Source organism: Nocardia vinacea NBRC 16497, from assembly GCF_000308835.1.
Taxonomy (GTDB): domain Bacteria; phylum Actinomycetota; class Actinomycetes; order Mycobacteriales; family Mycobacteriaceae; genus Nocardia; species Nocardia vinacea.
The window spans coordinates 1-17,921 of record NZ_BAGN01000378.1 but is presented as its reverse complement, the minus strand read 5'-3'; the positions used below and the strand labels follow the sequence as shown (position 1 = coordinate 17,921).

At 64.4% G+C, this 17,921-nt stretch carries 16 protein-coding genes and 2 pseudogenes; 11 read left to right on the top strand and 7 right to left on the bottom strand.

Translation table 11 applies throughout. The features are described 5' to 3' along the window. Positions 1 to 426 (bottom strand): annotated as a pseudogene (locus ON44_RS35240) (ABC transporter ATP-binding protein); the annotation flags it as partial. Then, on the bottom strand, positions 423 to 2,240 hold the full coding sequence (locus tag ON44_RS35235; RefSeq protein WP_040698710.1) for an ABC transporter ATP-binding protein: 1,818 nt from the start codon (positions 2,238 to 2,240) through the stop codon (positions 423 to 425). The gene ON44_RS35235 and the pseudogene ON44_RS35240, both read right to left, overlap by 4 nt. A 73-nt stretch (positions 2,241 to 2,313) precedes the next feature. On the opposite strand from ON44_RS35235, the gene ON44_RS35230 reads away from it, so the two are divergent. Then, entirely contained in the window at positions 2,314 to 3,096 is a 783-nt protein-coding gene (locus tag ON44_RS35230; RefSeq protein WP_051182780.1) for a helix-turn-helix domain-containing protein, read from the top strand. 27 nt (positions 3,097 to 3,123) lie between these two features. Here the strand turns inward: ON44_RS35230 and ON44_RS35225 are convergent, their stop codons facing one another. Beyond that, positions 3,124 to 3,378 carry a hypothetical protein gene (locus ON44_RS35225; RefSeq protein WP_040698708.1) on the bottom strand — a complete coding sequence of 85 codons (255 nt, stop codon included), beginning with the start codon at positions 3,376 to 3,378 and terminating at the stop codon, positions 3,124 to 3,126. A 290-nt stretch (positions 3,379 to 3,668) separates the two neighbouring features. Here ON44_RS35225 and ON44_RS35220 point away from each other — a divergent pair, with 290 nt between their 5' ends. Further along, the gene (locus ON44_RS35220; protein ID WP_040698707.1) at positions 3,669 to 3,872 is read left to right on the top strand and encodes a hypothetical protein; all 204 of its coding nucleotides are present in this window, start codon (positions 3,669 to 3,671) and stop codon (positions 3,870 to 3,872) included. 87 nt (positions 3,873 to 3,959) lie between these two features. Here ON44_RS35220 and ON44_RS35215 read toward each other — a convergent pair whose 3' ends face one another. Continuing rightward, positions 3,960 to 4,784: an AraC family transcriptional regulator gene (locus ON44_RS35215; protein ID WP_040698706.1), complete on the bottom strand. Its 825-nt coding sequence runs from the start codon at positions 4,782 to 4,784 to the stop codon at positions 3,960 to 3,962. A gap of 78 nt (positions 4,785 to 4,862) precedes the next feature. Between ON44_RS35215 and ON44_RS35210 the strand changes: the two genes are divergently transcribed. From ON44_RS35210 to ON44_RS35185, 6 genes and pseudogenes are all read left to right on the top strand, one after another. After that, positions 4,863 to 5,681 (top strand): alpha/beta fold hydrolase, encoded by an 819-nt coding sequence (locus tag ON44_RS35210; RefSeq protein WP_051182778.1) that lies wholly within the window; start codon positions 4,863 to 4,865, stop codon positions 5,679 to 5,681. Positions 5,682 to 6,486: 805 nt separating this feature from the next. Next, entirely contained in the window at positions 6,487 to 6,660 is a 174-nt protein-coding gene (locus ON44_RS50825) for a hypothetical protein (protein ID WP_157187444.1), read from the top strand. Beyond that, positions 6,596 to 7,174: a sugar phosphate nucleotidyltransferase gene (locus ON44_RS35195; protein WP_373283256.1), complete on the top strand. Its 579-nt coding sequence runs from the start codon at positions 6,596 to 6,598 to the stop codon at positions 7,172 to 7,174. Before ON44_RS50825 ends, ON44_RS35195 begins: the two co-directional genes overlap by 65 nt. Next, positions 7,074 to 7,478: pseudogene (locus tag ON44_RS54215) on the top strand (radical SAM protein); the annotation flags it as partial. The gene ON44_RS35195 and the pseudogene ON44_RS54215, both read left to right, overlap by 101 nt. 118 nt (positions 7,479 to 7,596) lie before the next feature. Beyond that, complete coding sequence (locus tag ON44_RS53035) at positions 7,597 to 8,052, top strand: hypothetical protein (protein WP_040698699.1); 456 nt, start codon at positions 7,597 to 7,599, stop codon at positions 8,050 to 8,052. Continuing rightward, a complete protein-coding gene (locus ON44_RS35185) occupies positions 8,049 to 8,849 on the top strand; it encodes a hypothetical protein (RefSeq protein ID WP_051182777.1) in 801 nt (266 codons plus the stop codon). The genes ON44_RS53035 and ON44_RS35185 overlap by 4 nt, the downstream gene beginning before the upstream one ends. 507 nt (positions 8,850 to 9,356) lie before the next feature. Here ON44_RS35185 and ON44_RS35180 read toward each other — a convergent pair. Together ON44_RS35180 and ON44_RS47280 are read right to left on the bottom strand one after the other, a co-directional pair. Further along, positions 9,357 to 10,052 carry a PucR family transcriptional regulator gene (locus ON44_RS35180; protein ID WP_281005327.1) on the bottom strand — a complete coding sequence of 232 codons (696 nt, stop codon included), beginning with the start codon at positions 10,050 to 10,052 and terminating at the stop codon, positions 9,357 to 9,359. A gap of 9 nt (positions 10,053 to 10,061) precedes the next feature. Further along, the gene (locus tag ON44_RS47280; RefSeq protein WP_169338133.1) at positions 10,062 to 12,413 is read right to left on the bottom strand and encodes a tetratricopeptide repeat protein; all 2,352 of its coding nucleotides are present in this window, start codon (positions 12,411 to 12,413) and stop codon (positions 10,062 to 10,064) included. A 395-nt stretch (positions 12,414 to 12,808) separates the two neighbouring features. On the opposite strand from ON44_RS47280, the gene ON44_RS35170 reads away from it, so the two are divergent. Both ON44_RS35170 and ON44_RS54210 read left to right on the top strand, forming a co-directional pair. Further along, complete coding sequence (locus tag ON44_RS35170) at positions 12,809 to 15,307, top strand: hypothetical protein (protein ID WP_157187441.1); 2,499 nt, start codon at positions 12,809 to 12,811, stop codon at positions 15,305 to 15,307. Between the two features lie 107 nt (positions 15,308 to 15,414). Continuing rightward, positions 15,415 to 16,005, top strand: coding sequence for an AMP-binding protein (locus ON44_RS54210; protein ID WP_373283254.1), 591 nt, complete (start codon positions 15,415 to 15,417; stop codon positions 16,003 to 16,005). 164 nt (positions 16,006 to 16,169) lie between these two features. Here ON44_RS54210 and ON44_RS35160 read toward each other — a convergent pair whose 3' ends face one another. Then, positions 16,170 to 17,024, bottom strand: a complete 855-nt coding sequence (locus ON44_RS35160; protein WP_040698696.1) for a helix-turn-helix domain-containing protein — start codon at positions 17,022 to 17,024, stop codon at positions 16,170 to 16,172. Positions 17,025 to 17,450: 426 nt separating this feature from the next. Here ON44_RS35160 and ON44_RS35150 point away from each other — a divergent pair. Beyond that, positions 17,451 to 17,921 (top strand): hypothetical protein (locus ON44_RS35150; protein ID WP_040698692.1); only part of this gene is annotated, 471 nt, incomplete at its 3' end.

Below are 17,921 nucleotides of genomic sequence, written 5' to 3'. Positions count from 1 at the left end.
GGGGGTCACCGCGGCGGAGAGGAACGGCGCCAGCAGATGTGCGATAACGCTCATGGCCTCCAGGACGCCGCGACTGGCCAGCACCGACATCTCGCCGACACGGCCGCCGCTGTACCAGCCGAGGGGTAGACGGCCCAGATGCTCACCGATCCGGGAGTATATTCCCCGCAGCAGGGTGGTTCCGACTCGGAAGCCGGACAGATCACTGAGATAACGCAGGACCGCGTAGACCGCGACCGCGACACCGAAGGCGACCAGCCAGGGACGGGCCTGCGCGGGAGTGTCCCCGAATAGGGCGCGCAGAATGGGAACCAGCAGGCCGTAGGACAATCCTTCGACAATGGCGGTCGCTGTCATGAGGGCAACCGTGCGGCGCACCGGCGGGGCGTATTCGGGTCCGAGTACGCGCAGCAGCATTCGAATCATCGGTACTCATCTCCTTGTGGGGTTTCGGACCCGTCCGCGATCGCTGATTGATGGACCTGCCAGAAAGCGGCGAACCTGCCGCCGCGGGCCAACAGTTCGGCCGGCCGGCCACGCTCGACGATCGCCCCGTCCTCCAGCACCACGACGGTGTCGGCGTCGGCGACTGTCTCCAGGCGATGGGCGATGACCAGAATGGTGCGCTCTCCTGCCAGCGTCGACAGTGCTCGGCGCACCGCCTGTTCGGTCTGCGGGTCGGCGAAGGCCGTCGCCTCGTCGAGCACCAGGATGGGCGCGTCGGAGAGTAGTGCGCGGGCGAGTGCGATGCGCTGGGCCTCACCGCCGGAGAGCCGGGCCTGCGTGCCGAGCACGGTCTCGTAGCCGTGGGGCAGTTCGAGAATGCGATCGTGGATGTTCGCCAGCTGGGCGGCGCGCACCACATCGGCGCGGTCGGCACGTGGTACCGCCAGCGCGATATTGTCGGCGACCGACGCGCGTAGCAGGCGAACATCCTGGAAGACGAAGGCGACGTTCCGGTACAGCGCATCGCTGTCGATGTCCCGCAGATCGGTCCCACCCAGCATGACCGACCCGTGCGTCGGATCGAAGAAGCGTGGCAGTAGCTGCACCAGGGTGGATTTGCCGCTTCCGGACGGTCCGACGAGCGCGGTGACCGTCCCCTGTTCGAGTACCAGGTCGATTCCGCGCAGCACCTCATGCTCGGCGTCGTAGCCGAATCGAACGTCGCGCAGTTCCACCCGATGCCCCCGGGGTGCGACCGGATTCACGGGTTCCGGCAGCGGCGTGACGGCGAGTACTTCCCGAATCCGGCCGACCGCGCGCCGCGCGGCCTGCATCTCATCGAAGCCGTGGCCGAGGGCGGCCACCGGGGCGGTCAGGCCCAGTCCCAGCAGCAGGAACGGCAAGAGATCGGCCGGTGCGAGCGAACCGTTCGCCATTAGCACCGCACCGCCGGTCAGCACGACCAGCAGGACGAACGGCGGCGACAGCACGAGTTGCATGCCCGCGGCGATCGGGGCGAGACCGCCCACCCAGCGGAAGAAGGTCCCGACGAAATCATCCACGGCCGTCCGGAATGCGCGGTGGGCTTGCCCGGAACCGCCGAATGCCTTGACCACCGCGATGCCCTGCACGTATTCGACGACGCAGTTCGCGACGTGCCCCATGGCCGCATCGAACTCTTCCTGTTCGCGCAGCCGGGCCGGAGTCATCATCGCTGGTACCAGCGCCACCGCTAGGACCACCGGGATGAGCGTGATGAGCGTCAGCCGCCAGTCGATGGTGAACAGATAGATCAGCGAAACCAGCGGTACCACGAAGGCGGAGACGAGCTCGCCGGGGGTGTGCGCGATGAACGGGTGCACGGCGCTCACATCGTTGCCCACCACCTGCGCCAGCTCGCCGGTCCGGCGGCGGGAGAACCAGCCGATCGGCACCCGTCCCAGCCCGGCGGCCAGTTGCCGGCGCAGCGACAGCTGCACCCGCCCGTCGAGTAGATGACCGATGACTGCCGATGCGGCCGTGAATAGCAGCCGGACCAGCAGGCCGGCCGCGCCCGCGAGCACGACGATCCAGACGTGACCATGGTCGATCGGAGTGGGGGAGAGCAGGGTCCGGCCCAATTCGACGACGGCAAGCAGCGGTGCCAGCCCGGCGACAGCGCCGATGACCTGAAAAATCAGTACGGCGGCGAAACCACTCGCGAAGGGGCGTAATGATCCGGTCGGATGCTGGGCCGGCTTGGGATCGTTCGGGGGTGGGGATTTCTCTTTCGTCTCGGCGGTATCGCTGCGCATCAAGTATCTCCGTGCTTCCGGTAATGCTTCTCGCCTCCGACGCTCTCGGTGGCGTAGCGATACCCTGACAGTCGTGGACACTGATCCGCTTTCGGAAATCTGCGGTCCGGCGCGGACGCCGGTGGCCTGGGTACGGGCCGGCCATGTCGGCTATGTCGGGCCGGATCTCGGCGTCGAACCGCATTCCCCGTCGGTCGCCATGCTCGGCGTCGGACTGCACGGCCCGCTCCTTGTGCATACCGGCGCGCACGGCCGGATCCGCACCGGCAGTTTCTTCGCCCCCGCTCGCACGACACAGCGCCTAGTCGCCACCAAGGGCTGGATTCTGGCGCTGTTCGTCGAACCCGCGGGCGCGCCCGCCACCGCCATTGCCGACGAGATGACTTCTTCCGCAGGACTTTTCGGACTCGACCATCGACGGGAACGAGAACTGGTCGAGTTGTGCTCAGCCGAGCGCGTGGACCCAGATCGCATCTACGCCTGCGCCGTCGCCGGGCCCGCGCCAGTAACCGATCCGCGCATCGAAGAGGTCGCCACCACCATCCGCGACCATCCGGACCGGACCTTCCGCGCCGATCAGATCGCCGCGAATATGGGCCTGTCCACCACACATTTCCTGCGACTGTTCACCCAGCAGTACGGCACTACCTTCCGTGGCTATCAACGGTGGAGCCGCATCATCCGTACCGTTCGCAACGCCGTGGCCGGCCACGACCTCACTCGCGCGGCCATCGACGCCGGTTTCGCCACCCCGTCGCATTTCAGCGAAACCTTTCGCGACATGATCGGACTATCGGCCACGGATATGCTGCGCGCGGGTATCCGCTTCGATCTCGGAACAGCGCCCTCCCCTTGATATTTCGACCACCCCGCGCCGGATCGATCAGTCGTCCCCGCCGTGGCTGTGGTGCGAGGTGACGCTGTCGATGAAAATCGGTGTCGTCGAGAGAGGGATTTCGAGTGTGCCGGTGTCGAGACGGGCGGGTACCTCGGTGCCGGAGATATCGACGGCGTGTGCGCTGGGGCATGGCCATTCCCACGTGAATTCGGTCGGCGTGTCGTCCTGATCGGCAGCGTCGCCGGGCCGGATCCACGCGATCGGCACCGGCGTCCGGTCGGCTCGCTCGGTCTCGAACAAATCCAGGCCGGGTGGGCGGCGACCGGGATTCGCCGGGCCCGCGTCGCGCCGTCCAGGTGGCGGGCCATCAGGGTTGAGGTATCGGCGGCCGGAGTGCGGCGGCTCCGGGCGGCAGCGTCGCCGGTCAGCAACTCGAGCAAGAGGCGCTGCGCGCCGCCGCATAGGCATGTAGCGGCTGGAGCTCCGCAGCCTGCGCGCCTGTGTGTCGGCGGCGAGACGAGAGCTGCATCCGATCTACCTGCCGCAGCCGTCCAGGAATCCGCCCGTTCCAGGGGTGCGAGAATTGAGCGATGGATGACTACACCACTCACAAGCAGCGCGCCGAGACACTGCTCAGTGGCCTTACCGCCAGCGACGCGGTCAGCGGCGCGGAGCGGCGGAACGTGATCGCTCAGGCGCAGGCACATGCTGCCCTCGCGCAGGCGGAAGCTCAGTGGGCGACCGCGGAGGCCATACGCGCACTCGGGACGTCGCCGACACGAAGCGCGGTCTGACCGACGCGGGCCGCACGCCGGCCTCGCGAGTCACCTCGGTCTCATGTGCCCGTCGGGCAGGCGGTCGTTGTACGGTCGGCTGCGGGATCAGCTCGTCGGCCACGCAGTTTCGTCGATCGCGAGCCACGGTGCGCTCGCGATGAGGGGCAGGGTCATATCGGTGATCGCTTTGGTGCGACGATGAAGATGGGATTGGTCGACATAGCCTGCCTCGACCGCGGCATCTGCGGGCGAGCGACCTGCCGCCAGAAGATGGGCGGCATGGTCGAAGCGGACGAGTTCGGACACACGCTTGGGTGAGACTCCGATCCGGGTCCGGAAGTGGGACCAGAGTCGCTGGCGGGTCCAGCCGGTCTCGGTGGCGATTGTCTCGATTCGGAGCTGCCCTCTGGTCCGGACAGTCTGGTCCCAGGCGTATACGAATTCGGGTGCTACAGCGAATTTGCCGGGCGCCCGGCTTCGAAGGAACGCGCCTGTGAGGGCGAAGCGGTCGTCCCACGACGGTGTCGAACGGAGCCGCTCGGTCAAGATGGCAGCGCTGCTGCCCCACAGGTGCGGCAACGATGTCACGGTACCGCCGATTATCTCGGTGTCTCGGAGAATCGCCGCGGCGACGACGGGGGACAGGCGGATCTGCAAAACTTCGCCGACCCCCGCGCTGGTCATGCGTAAGGCGCCGGCACGGAGGCCGATGATCGCGTTCCCCGCGACCGGGCCTCCGGGACCGTTGTAGGCGACTCCGCGTTCGGTGAGATCCAGCAGGAGCGTGACCGAGGGATGCGGGATCATCGTGAGGTCCACGGGGCCGATGTCGTAGTAACGGAAACCCGCCATCCTGACTCCCGGAGTCGGGAGACCGGCCGGGACGGCGACCTCGACCCGGCTCCAGTCCAGTAGGCCACTAGCGGTCATACATCCCAGGCTAGCCAGATCGCGGCAACGTGACATTCGTACAAGATGGTGCGACGAGTTTTCGACGAAGCTGTCGGTATGAGCGAATCGAGCCCCGGCCGGACACGTACCGACGCGACAGTCCACGGGTTGCACGTTGTCATCGACGGGGACCCGGCAGCACCGCCCTTGTTGCTCATCCACGGTTCAGGCGCAACCGGTTCGACGTGGGCACCGGTGGTGCCGTCGCTCGCCACGACGTATCGGGTGATCACGATCGACCTTCCGGGATGCGGCCGATCCGAGCCGGCGTCCACGTACGCCGTTCCCCAGCAGGCGGACCGGACAGCGGCACTATTGGACGAGCTCGGGTTCCGGAATCTGAAGGTGGTCGGTCACTCCAGCGGGGGATACGTCGCTACCGCCCTCGTGGAGCGTCGCCCGGACCTGGTCGGCGAGCTGGTCCTGGTCAGTACCGGGCCGAGCCACGCAGCGCTCTTGCCCGAGCCGGCAATCATCAAGGCGCTCGCCTCGCCGCCCTTCGGTCCGCTCGTGTGGGCGATTCGTACCGACTCGATGATCCGGCGCGGACTGGCAGCGACTGCGGCGGCCCCGATCACGGTGCCTGACACAGCTGTAGCCGATCTGCGAAAGACGACCTACCGCGCGTTCCGCGCGATTCTCGCCGCCAACATGGACTACATCGCCGCGGGGACTGTGCCCGAGCGCCTCATTGCCGCCGGGAAGCCCCTCCTCGTGATCTTCGGGGATTCCGACCCGCGGTGGGACCCGGCCGCCGCGCGCCAGTACGAGGCGGTGCCGGGTGCCGAGCTGCAATACCTTCGCGGAGTCGGGCATATGGCGATGCTCGAGGACCGCGACGCCCTCGTCCGCTCGATACTCGACTACACGTTCTAGCCGCGGGTTTCGGTTCGACCTGACGTGGTGCGGGGAAGAACGCGAGCAGTCGTTGACGAAGAAGTACGGACATCGCGATCCGAACCGGCCCCGGGTCAGAGCGCCCGGGGTGCCCGTGACGACCTTCGGCCGTGCCGAACGCCGGTACTGACTCGGACCCGCGGGCATGCCGCCGCGCTACCCCTGTGGGCCGACACCGTCGCGACCTGTCGCGGCTGCGTCGGCCCGCCGGTCTCATCGGTGGGCGGTGAGGCACTGTTCGGCGAACTGGGACAGCTCGTCGCTCTGCTCGGTCGGGTCGGCTGAGCCGGCGCTCATCACAATCCGGTTCACGCCTGCGCGGCGGGGACAGGACATGCTGTTGATCGATCGATTGCTGACCGCGACCGAGCGGGGTGGACTGCTGGGGAGCCAGATTGCCGCGGGGTTGTCCGCGCGGCCACCTCGGCCGCCATTTCGGTTGCTATTCGACTACCGCGGAATCGGGGCTGGCCGCAACGCTGCAGGTCCTCGCACCGCTACGCTGTGCGAGGTCCGAGATACGGCGCAGTAGTGGCTGGGTTCGATGGTCTTCCAACTGATCACCGGCCGGTTCAATGCCCGGTCGAGCTCGGACCGGAAAGCGGATACGCATGATGTCCTGTTCAACGCTCGGTTCCGGAGGCGCTCGCCGGTACTCCGGATTCTCGACGTCGAATCGACAGCCCGCGCCTGTAATGCGCCTTCGTACCAGGCTCCTCAGCGGCTGTGGGGTCGCTGTGATCGCCGCAACGAAATCGACTCGCGGGTCGCTGGTACTGGGATTGTGCGGATTCACCCCACGATTCGGCAGCCGCCCGAGCGTCTATTCGCCCGCACCGCACCGGATTACGACGTCACCTTCATCGTGCAACCACATCCGCTGGGGACCGCCGATGCGCTCCAACGCTGCGCCGCGACCGTCGATGAGCCGTATGTCGCGACCTTGTGTTCGAGGTGATTCCAGAACCCACCGTGCACCGGTTCCTGGCCGACCCCCACCATGCATGATCACGATCGCGCACTCCCCGAATCCGCAGCATTTCAGCACCGCCACCCTCACCGGCGGACGCGTGACCGCGATCGTGGACAAGCCGACCGAACCGACGACGAACCTGGTGTGCGCTGGGCTCATGTTGTTCGAATCGACGGCGCTGTTCGAGTCGGTGGGGCGTGTGCGCCAGAACCGGCGTGGTGAACGCGAGGCGATGGACGCGGTACGTGCCTTTCTACGCGCCGGTGAGCTGCGCTTCGATCGGGTGACCGGCCAGTGGTTCGATGTCGCCTTCTCACCTGAATCATTAACCGAGGCAGAACAATTCGCGCTGCATTGGGGCTTCAATCATCCCTCCAACGCCCGACAGGGGCCTTGGCATGGACCTGACAAATCCATCCAACCCGACCCGGATTCTGCTCGACACGACCCGACGGTGCCAGCTCACATGCTGGTACTGCCACTCTTCGTCCGGTCCTGACTATCGTGGCCCGACGCTAAAGACGGACATGATTCCCGAAGTGTTCGACGCAGCTGAACAACTGCGAACCTTCGATGTGACCGTCACCGGTGGCGAGCCGACGCTATGGCCCGGACTTGTTGCAGCGCTGGAGAACTCGCACCGATTTACCTTTACGAGCTTGCAGCTGATCACCAACGCGTTGGCTCCCAGTCGCAGGATCCTGCGAGCGATCGAGTTCGCGAACCTGTCACGGATCTGTGTGAGCCTCGACGGAATCGGCGACGTGCACGAGACCAATCGCGGCCCCGGCACCTACGCTCGCACCCTGCGCGGCATTCGAGAGCTACTGACGGTCACCGACAACATCACCGTGATCTCGGTCATCGACGCCACCAACCACCAACGTTGGCCCGAGCTGACCAGGACTCTGGCCGAACTCGGTGTGTCCCAACATCATCTGGCACACCGACACCGACACCGGCTCTGGCCGCGCCGACCCGTTTGCGCTCGACACCGGGTTCGCGCCGCAGGCGCTGACGATCGGCACTCGCCACCTCGAGATCGGGTCCGATTGGGCGGCGACTCTCGCGGTCACCGGATATCCGCGAGAAGTCACCGCCGGATGGTTCGCGCCGCTGTTGTCGCATCCCGGTCGGGTCGAGGTTGCCGTGCACATCGATCCCGTCGATCCGGTCACCGCCGCCACCCGGCTACGCCACCGGCTCGCGCGACTGGAATCCTCCCGAATGCACGACGCGAGCCGAGGCCGACCCTCCGACTCGATCCCAGGGGGAGCGCAGTCGGATCAAGATCCGAGTCCGGGCGGCGATGACGGCTATCTCGGCGGTCGACCGCCCTACGGTTACCGTCTTCCGATCAGCCGGTGCATGACGTGATCATCACGAAAGACACCTTCGAGCAGGTGCAGGCTCGATTCGCGTCGCGGAGCCCACGGTCACCCCGGGCGGTAGTCCGTCGCACTCACCCGTATGCGTTCAAGGGCCTCGTGACACACGACGCCTGCGGACGCAAGATGCAGGGCAACTGGTTCCACGGCGCGGCCTTCTACCGGTGCCGCTATCCACAGGAATACGCCATCGCCAACAGTCTCGAACACCCCACCAACGTCTTCTTGAAAGAAGACATGCTCATCGACCCCATCGACAACTGGCTCGCAGAGGTTTTCGAACCCGAAAGGGTCGAGTACACACTGACTCAGTTGGAGACTGCTCAACCCGATGCGACAGCGACATCGGACCCACTACGCCGAGCGATCGCCGAATGCGACCGCAAACTCGCCAGACATCGCGCCGCTCTAGAGGCCGGTGCAGACCCCGCGATGGTCGCCGCGTGGAGCAGCGACGTACACCGCGAACGGACGGTCCTGGCCGCTCAACTTACCGCCGCGACGAATCACGCCGTACTCGCTCAACGAATGAGCCGCGACGAAATCCGTCAACTGGTGGAGGCACTCGGTGGAATCCTGGCGATCCTGCGGGCTGCCGACCCCGGCGACAAGCTGGAGGTATACCGAGAACTGGGACTGAAACTCACCTACAACCACGACGACCACGCAGTTACGGCCGAGACGAACCCACGGCCACAGGTTGGCGTACTGTCTGTGTCCGGAGGGGGTATCGACCAGTACGCCAACCTCCTACGACACCGAAAACTGCTGGTCATCGGCAAATAGCGGTGGCGTGACGGCGCTGGTCCGGTTGCCGCAGGTTCGTACCCTCGGCGGGACGCCCAGTAGCCGGTGCGCCACTTGAAGATATGAAGCGACATCGTTATCTCTCGTGCGCCCCCAACCCGGGCCGGACGGCAGTAACGGTCAGGGTGCGGTGGTCGCGAGACCAGCGTCGCAAATCGAACCGGTCCAGGCTCACCACCTTTTCCTGGGCTCGAACGAAGTCCCGCACGAACTTCGGCGCCGCGTCATCGACGGCGTAGACCTCCGATGTCGCGCGAAGTCGAGAGTTCCAGCTGAAAGCCAGGTCGACCCGGCTGACGACCAGAGCCTGTCACCGGTGCGGTGATCGGTGCCGACATAGGTTCCGTCCTCAGCCTCAGAGGTGGCAACCGCGGCGGGCTGGATTGCCGACCGGGTTACCGGGGCGCCCGCCTCCGACTGAGAAGCGTTCACCGCCTGGCTTTCTATCGACGGCTGCCGGTTTTTCGTGCCGAAGCCGGTCGGTGTTCACTCCGGGAACACCCGTTCACCGAGGGTGGCCACCACCCGGAGAGCCACCTCCAAGGCTATCTTGTGTTCGTCGAGCGGCTGTGGCAGTAATTCCTCGACCTGCTGCATTCGATAGAGCACCGTGTTCTTGTGCACGCTCAGTGATTCGGCGGCCTTGGCCATGCTGCCTTGTTCTAGGTAGACCAGGGCGGTTTCGCGCAGTCGCGCGCCGGCCGCGCCCCGCTCCGCGAGCCCGCCCAGTTCGCGGCGCACCAACCGCGACAGCGCGGCGATGTCGGCGGCCAGACAGCTGACGAGTTCGACATCGCGGTACAGGGTGACCGGCGCGGGCTCGGTCTCCGCGGCGATCCGGTAGGCCCGCAGGGCCTCCTGGTGGCTGACGCGGAATCGTTCCACTCCGGTCGCGGGGACCCCGGCGGCCAACTGAACGATCGGTTGACGCTGCTGAAATGCCTTCAGGTGAGCGATCTTCCGGAGGTCGGGCACTTCCGGTGTGGCCAGCCAGGCCCAGAGCATCCGGCCGCCGGCGGGCAGCGTCAGCGGACGTGGAGCGCCGAGGGTGGTCGCGATGTCGACGGCCAGTGTCTCCAGCATCGCGGTGGCGTCGTCCTCGGTGCGGTCCGGAGTCCAGATGATCAGGCCGGTCTGCTGGATGTAGAGGTTGCGCCCGAGTTGCCGAGTGCTGCGCTCGATGTTTGTGCTCTAATTCGACACGGGGCCAGCGATTACCGGTTTGTCGACGTTGGCCCGGTCGAGCCAGGTGGCTGCTTCGTCATGGTGACCTCGCTCTGCGAGGTGGTGTGCCAGATTTCTATTCGCCACGAGGTTCCCGGTTTCGGCTGCACGACGTAGCAGTGTTTCTGATTCGGCCAGTTCACCACGACCAGCCAGCATCTGGGCGAGGTTGATCATGGCAGAGGGATGGCCAGCGTCGGATGCTCGGCGGAACAGGATTTCGGCAGTGTCGAGTTCGCCGCGGCGTGCGAGGATCAGGGCAAGGTTGTTCATGGCGGGGAGATCGTCTGCGGCGACGGCCTTTTGGTACCAGCGCTCGGCCTCGATGATGTCGCCGCGTTTCTCCAGTGCGATAGCGACGTTGGACATCGCGCGCGGCTGACCGGCCTCCGCGGCCTCAAGGAACCACGCGTCGGCGGCGGAAGTTTCACCGCGCTGCAGGCAGCCTGCCCCGAGGTTGAACATGGCGACCGAATCGCCTGCCCGCGCTGCCTTGAGATACCAGGCTTCGGCCTCGGTGTTCTGGCTGCGCCCGTTGAGGCGAATCGCTAACCGGCACATCGCCTCCGCATATCCGAGTTCGGCGGCATTTCGGTACCAGCTCTCGGCCTCTGGCCGGTTACCACGTCGATCAAGAACAACCCCGAGGTGAAACATCGCCCTGGCGTGAGTGGTGCAGGCGGTGATGCTCTCACGCAGCCACGACTCGGCGAGGTCGAGTTGGTTTCCGAGCAGTAGCAGTACGCCCCACGCGTACATCGCTTCGGGTTCACCGTCCGAAGCGGCCTGTTCGATGATCGGGAAGGCCACCTGCCAGTTTTTCCGCTCCAGGGCAGTGAATCCGATCGTGAGCAGGACTTCGTATGCCGTCTGCGCAATCACCTTCTGCCAGAACGTATCCGGAATAGGTCGTGGAGCACGTCGCTGGCCGTCGGCGGCAGCCAGTAGATAATCGAAGGGTCGGTATCCTCGCGTACGGTCGTCGATGTGGCTGGAAATCAGTGCAGCGACCCGGCCGGCGCCGGTAGGTGGCTTGCGCGCCGCGACGAGTGCACGGTGCACGCACTCATGGGTGAACTCGATATCAGGCCGTGTCGAACGGATTGCCTGAGCGGCAAGATCGATCAACATCGGCTGAGGGATCGGGTCTCTGCGGCCTACGCGGGCCCAGTCGATCACGGTGTCGATCACCGCGTGCTGCAGAGGATCGGTATGGCGGGAATCGTCGTACCGTGCCAGCATCTCCGGGGCTCCGGCGAGGAGCTCACCGAGCCCGTACACGCTGAAGTCGTGATCGGGATAGATCTGCGCCGCGGCGTCTTGTTCTGCGGGATCGTCGCTGGTTGCGGCGAGATCTATCATCACGGCCCGTTCCAGCAGAAGACGCGTGTTGCGGTGGAATTCGCCGAGGTTGCCACGTAGACGATCACGGGCCTCCGAGCGTAGGGTTGCTATCACCGTCGTCGGGCCGTCGCGTGCGAACAGTTGTGCAAGGAGGGCCGGGGTGAGTGCATTGGTATGGGTCAAGAACCGGTCCAAATCGTCGAGCCAGACTACTATCGCATCGCTAGTTGCCGAGATCCGCGAGTGCCGCACGAGGATGTGGAGCATGCTCGGAGCGGGCGCGACCAGGGCCGAGGTGGGGCACCCAGTGCGGATGGCCTCAAATGCGGTCCGGGTCTTCCCGGCCTTCGAAGGCCCGGTCACGATCATCATACGCGGATCGCGCAGCGCACGGGCCACGCGGGCGTCGACGGTGTTGTAGGTCCTCGGCACGTAGGGATCGCGGAGACCATAGTCGTCGTGGTTGCCGAACCGGGATGGCGTGGCACCGAGGCTGTAGGGATCCAATGACGCGACGGTGGGCAACCCGTGGTCGGCGAGTGTCTCCACCATGGTCTCGATCCTGGGTGCCAGCAAAGACTTCGACTGTTCTGATTGAATCTTACTGTCGCAGTTGGTGATCAGAGCGACGGCAGAGTGTTCGTTCGTGCGCGGCAGTAGGTTGTCGGGTATTGGCGTCGGATCCTGGTGCTGCGCTTCTGCCGGACCGTCGACACTACCGAGGCGATGGGCTACCCAGTTCTCGTGCGTGGCTTTGATGTTGTGAAGTTCGTCCACACTCCAGCTGTTGGGTTGGGAATCGATAAGCTGATGGTGTTGATTGCACAACAGGATCAGGTTTTCGTAGCGGTCACGGTCGGCGCGGGTCAACGGCGAGTCACCTCGTGGTCCCCGGACACTGGCGGCGACGATATGCGCGATCTCACCGAGCACCACCAGCGGATCCACTGGTGTAGCTTCGGCGGTCAGGGCCACGCGGCAGCCTGGAAAGGCGCACATGTTGCCGGACCGTTGAAACAGTTTGCGCTGCTCAGGTAGTGGTATACCCACCGCCAACCCTCCCCGTACGCGAAGTCCGCGCTTAACCGGTGCTGTAGGTGTTGTCAGCGTTGTATCGCCGACGTTCCCGGCGCAGAGTATCGTGCCAGAACCCAGACCTGAACCGCCGGATCCGCTTACGCCACAACCCTCGCCAGAGTTCAGGTCGGATCTCTAGCAAAGGCAGGATGCCGATCATGACTGTGCCGTAACGGTTTCGGCGGCGTCGCGCGACTTGTCTATGCTCAGCACTCGCGGCGTCGGCCGCTGCGGTGTCGTGTAACGGTCGGCATGCCCGTTACTCGATTGTTGCCGTGTGGTTAGGTGACCGAATGGGTTCTGGGACAGCCGTCGCCTATTCCACGGTGCGGCGGGGGCTACGCTGCGCGCGCGTCGTGATCGTTTTCGACGGCGGGGAGAATTGGTCGTACTGGGCTCGACGGGCTCTGTACCTGGCGAGCAGGACGTGGGGAGGGGCGGGATTCGTCCTGGTGCCACACCAGGACGGGAAAGTTGCGCCTGCGTTGCTGCGGGCCTGCCGGACCTACGATCCGGATTATGTTGTGACGTTCCGACGGGAGCTGGTCGACTTCGAATATTTCCTGCCGGGGTATCTGCAGGTGACCGTGGATGGGTCGCCGCTGACTGGCCGGGCCCGCTGGGATGCGTTGGCGGGAGACAACATCTGGGAGACACATACCGACAGTGATCAAGAGGCTAGGGATCAGATCGCTGCGGTGTGCTCGCCGTACAAGTACGCCAATGCAAACGAGAGCCACGAGGATGTCCGGCAGTTCGGGCAACGGCCTGAGGATTTCCCCGACGTGAACCGCATGCCCGGTCTGGCTGTTGTGAATTGTGCGCAGTGTCCGCCGAATTGGGGCGGCCTGCTGGGGGTTGCTGTCGCGTCCCACGCGGGGCTTGTCGACGCACCGAATCCGGCGGCAGTCGAGCCCGACGTCGATGAGGACATGCTGCGCCGGCTGACCCACTGGTTGATGGGCTCCGGTCCGCTGCCTCCCGAATCCCTGGCCCGGCTTCCACTCGACGGCGCCAGCCTTTCTGATATCGGTCGCGCATGGGACTACACCACATCCGGTTTGGCCGGTGTCGTCGAGACGCGCGACTCGTCGCAGACGGTACTGGTGGTGGTGGGTGACGCGGCCGAGGACTTCGCGCTGGCGCGTCTGTGGCAGCACACCTACGTGCATGGCGTCTGGTTGCCGAGCGCACTTGGCGCCGACCGAGACGACCTACCAGCGGGCGTGGTGACGGGCCTGGTCAAGATCTTCCGCAAGACCCGCTCCGGCCCGGAAACGGTCACAGTCACGTCCGCGTCACTGTCAGCCGAGGACCTTTCCCGGGTGCTGGCGCGCTTCCGGGCGGCGGTCGGCCAGTATCCAGTCGAGGGTGCCGACGAGATCGGTCGGGCGGTGTTGGCCGAGGAGCTGGTCTGGCCGCGTCGCAATACCGTGTATCTCGGGATTCGCGAGCAATTCGACGACCCGCTCAACGTCCCGACGGAAGTCGACGCCTCAGGGACGAGGACGATGCTGACACCGCTGCCGCCGCCGCTGCTGCAAGATCAGCTGCTTGCCAGGCACCCCGATCTCACGTGGCATGTCGATATCACGTGGCCGGATGATCGATCGGTACTCGGTGGCGGGCTGACCAGCCGCGAGTTGCTGACACCGTCGAGCGGATTACCGGTGACGCTGGCCCGCAGCAGCCGATACGGAGCGTCGTACCCGTCGAAGCGTTACGACCTCGTCCACAGCGGAATCCCGGCGGTCAACGCGCTGCCGAGACCAAAACTTCGTGATCTCAGCCTCGCCGATTGGGTGGACGCGAAGCTGGCGCAGCACGACCTCACCAGCCGACTGAGCTCGGCGGGGCACAAGACTGCCCAACTGGCGCGGATGTTCGCAGATCGAGACGCGGTCATGGATCTGTTCGCCGGCCCGCTGCTGCCGGCGCTACGCAAGATGGATGCCCAAGGCAAGAGCTCGAAGGACTGCTACCCGCAGGAGGAAGGGGTGCGGATCAGAGCCCACTACGGCGTCCTCAATTTCTCCGGTTTCACCGCATCGTCCCCGGCGACCAGCGAGGACCGGGCGCGACAAGATCTGGACAAAGCATTGCGAGCGGGGGTCATCCGCCGCGGGCTCGTGCTCAGGTGCAGTGTCTGTACCGAGGTCCAATTCCAGCCGATCGACCGGATCGGGCAGCGGTGGACGTGTGAACGGTGCGACTTCGGAAACGACCTCGATCAACCGGCCTGGAACCTGCCACGGCAGGAACCAGGCTGGTTCTACGATCTGCATCCTGTCGGAAGGCAACTGCTCGACGACCACGGCGAAGTTCCCATCGCCCTCGCTGCCCATCTCGCCCGCACAGGTAGCGCGCAGTCGGCCTACCAGGACCTCGCCGAAATCGAGTTGGTACGCGACAGTAAGGCGAAAGTGGAGTTGGATCTGATCGCCTACCGTGACGGTGTCCTAGTCATCGGTGAAGCCAAAAGTGCCGCTCAACTGAGTGGAAAGAGCAAAAACGAACGCGCAGAGGAGATCCGGAAGAAGTGCCAGGCTGCGGTGTGGCTCGAAGCGGAAGAACTCGTGTTCGCGACATCCGCGGCGAGATGGACAACAGGCACGGAGGCCGCCATTCGCGAAGTAACTGCCGGATTCGACTGGCCGCACATCGGGCCGCCAGTGATTCGCATGCTGGCAGGACTGGACTTCCCTGGCCCGGTTACATCGAAAGTTCTTTCTTTGCAGGAAGGTTCGCGGGGTGCGTTAGCCGGGAACGACGTAGCTGATGCAAGCGTGTAGGGTCAGCCAGCTGACCGCGCCCCTGCGTCCGGGCGAAGCCCGAACACCACGATCGGCGATGCGTCAGTGCCGGCGCGGCGGCGCACCGCAACGTCCAAGTCCTGATAGTGCGGGGATGCACGGGATTTCACCTCGGTCTGTGCTGGTTTGGGGCCTGCCCGCACCCCGGCGAGGGTTCGCAGGTGCGGGCGACGCCCTCACCACGCTGGACCGGCGTCCTAGGGCCAGACGAATCCTGGGTAATTGGATTGGATCGGCTGCGCGAACTCGGACGTGCCTACCTTGCCGAGCATCCGCACGCGGTCGAGGAGCGCACCACCGCGCTGCGGCCGGACTCGCTGGCCACGCTCATCTATACCTCCGGTACCACTGGGCGCCCGAAACCCGCACCCGATGCACCGGCCGCTACCGGCTGCGCGGCGGCGGCTCTCGATGAGCAGTTCCTTGTATTCGACATCGAGCTCGTGCAGCTCGGCGGCGCGGGTGGCCGGTCTGCTCGGCCGCCGCGCACGACTCATCGTCATGCACCGAAGATGTCGAGACTGTTGCATTGTGTCAAAGGATCCGGTGTTTCGATGTCGTTTCGACACATTCCCCTCTGCCCGACTGGCCGCAGCCGAGGAAGAAGTATCCACGGCGCGGATCCCGATTGGATCCGTACAAGCCGTTCATCGACGAAATCCTACGCGTGGATCTGAAAGCGCCTCGTATGCAACGACATACCGTGACCCGCCGGGCAGTTCTCGACATCCGAGATGGTCGGACAAGATCTCTCTTACCCTTGCCGTGCAAGAACTTTCGCACCCGGTAGTGATGCGGTGAACGATCAACCGAAGACAGTCAAGGGAAGTGGCTCGTAGTCTCACTTCGGACTACCGGCCCCCGTAGTATTTGGCGCCTCGCCTGCTGCGGTATCTGCCGGATCTGGACGCCCGAACCACAGGTCCTCGGTGACAAACCACTTGAAGGGGTGGCGAGGGGCGCCTCCAAACAAAAGCTCGTCGCCGAAAACGGCTTCCACCTCGTCATCGTGCTTCGCGATCTCAAAGATGTTCTCTTCCAGGCATTCCCATCCGTACTCGTCATCAGCTGCCCGTGCCAGCTCGGGGTCTTCTTCCGCCTCGTCCTCCTCTTCGTCACCGCCGTCTCGCAAACGAGCCTCAGGTAACCACGTGTCTCCGTCCTCGTGAAGTCCTTCCAAACCAGCGGCCGCACGGCAGGCTGCGACCATCAAGACTTCGTCGGCAAAACTGTGAGGCACATACAGCGGGTTGGTCCCTTGGGTCAGCATGTCGTGCAAAGCGTTGCAGCGGTCGTATACGGCGGTTGCCCACGGCTTGTTGTCGTGCACATGCATCATGACCGTTGGCGCGAACGTGTCGAATGGGTCGTTTTCGCTGAGCTCGTCGAAAATGAATCGCTGGTCGTCCCACAGTGCGAGAGCGGTAGACATTAGTGCAGCTTGCCTTGGTGTCATGAAGTGGCTGGCGCCCCAACGCTCGACAAACGTTTCAGCCAGCCGGGCAAGTTCCAGGCCCATGCGAGCGTCTAGCCCGCGACTGCCGGGCATCTGCTCCAGGGCCCTCTGGCATTTGTTGCGGCTCTGGGCGCTGACGCTTTCCGGGTCCTGCTCAAAACGCCGCCATGTCGCAAGGGAGACCCCAGCGAGTCGGGCGGCTTCAGTTTGAGGGAGTCTGTCAGGTCGCTGTCGTTCCATGCCGACCAGGCTACCAGCCCTGAGTGCTCACTGAGCACTCAGTTCGCCCGTGTGGCTATGCACGATGGTCTCGCAGGGCGAGCAGGCTGAGTTCGCCTGTGCCGTCATCTGGATACGGCATCGCCAAGAGCTTTGCCTCCTGCCGCCACCTGTACTTGTCGGTCCCGACTGCCACGGTCGCTACCGGCAACGCGACCAGATGCGATAGAGGGACATTGTGGCGGAAGCTGCTGAGCATTCCTTCCTTTCCGAGTCGGCACTTCGAATTATAGAGAATTCGGCAGAATCTGAACTCTTCTCCTGCCGAGAAACGGCGCGTCGGCGCTTCGATTTCTCGTGTGATTTGGTAAGAAATTGGACACGCGCCGTCGTCGGTCAGACGCTGTGGAAGCATGATCGTGACGGGTAGACAAAGATTTGCGAACCATGATGATAGATCAAGAAGCGGCGGCGGTATATATTGTTCGCGATTCGGTAGCCACCCGTGCTCGCGTTGATGAAGTGATAAATGATTATAGAGGCACTCAACTACGCGATAACCTGTCCAAGCTTAGGATATTTTGGGTCCCGAGAGATTTCGACGCAGATGATGATAAATCTCGTGAAGTTGTTCACAACTCCCTAAAGGAGAGGATCTCTCAAGACCTTTTGCTGAGGGTAGTTCTCGGCGGACTCACAGCACGTGACGTCATTAGTTTCCTGAGTTCTGGTCGCATGGGATGCCCCATATGGGTTTTGCTGAATGTTGCTGATGACCATCAGCTCGATAACTACACCAGTGCCTCAAAGCGATACGGTGTCAGTGTGCCCATTCTCAAAGATGAGCTCGTCACGATAGAGCTTGCTGGAATGATCTCCAGAGAACAGACCGGGCTACTGCAGGTGACCGACAGGGGG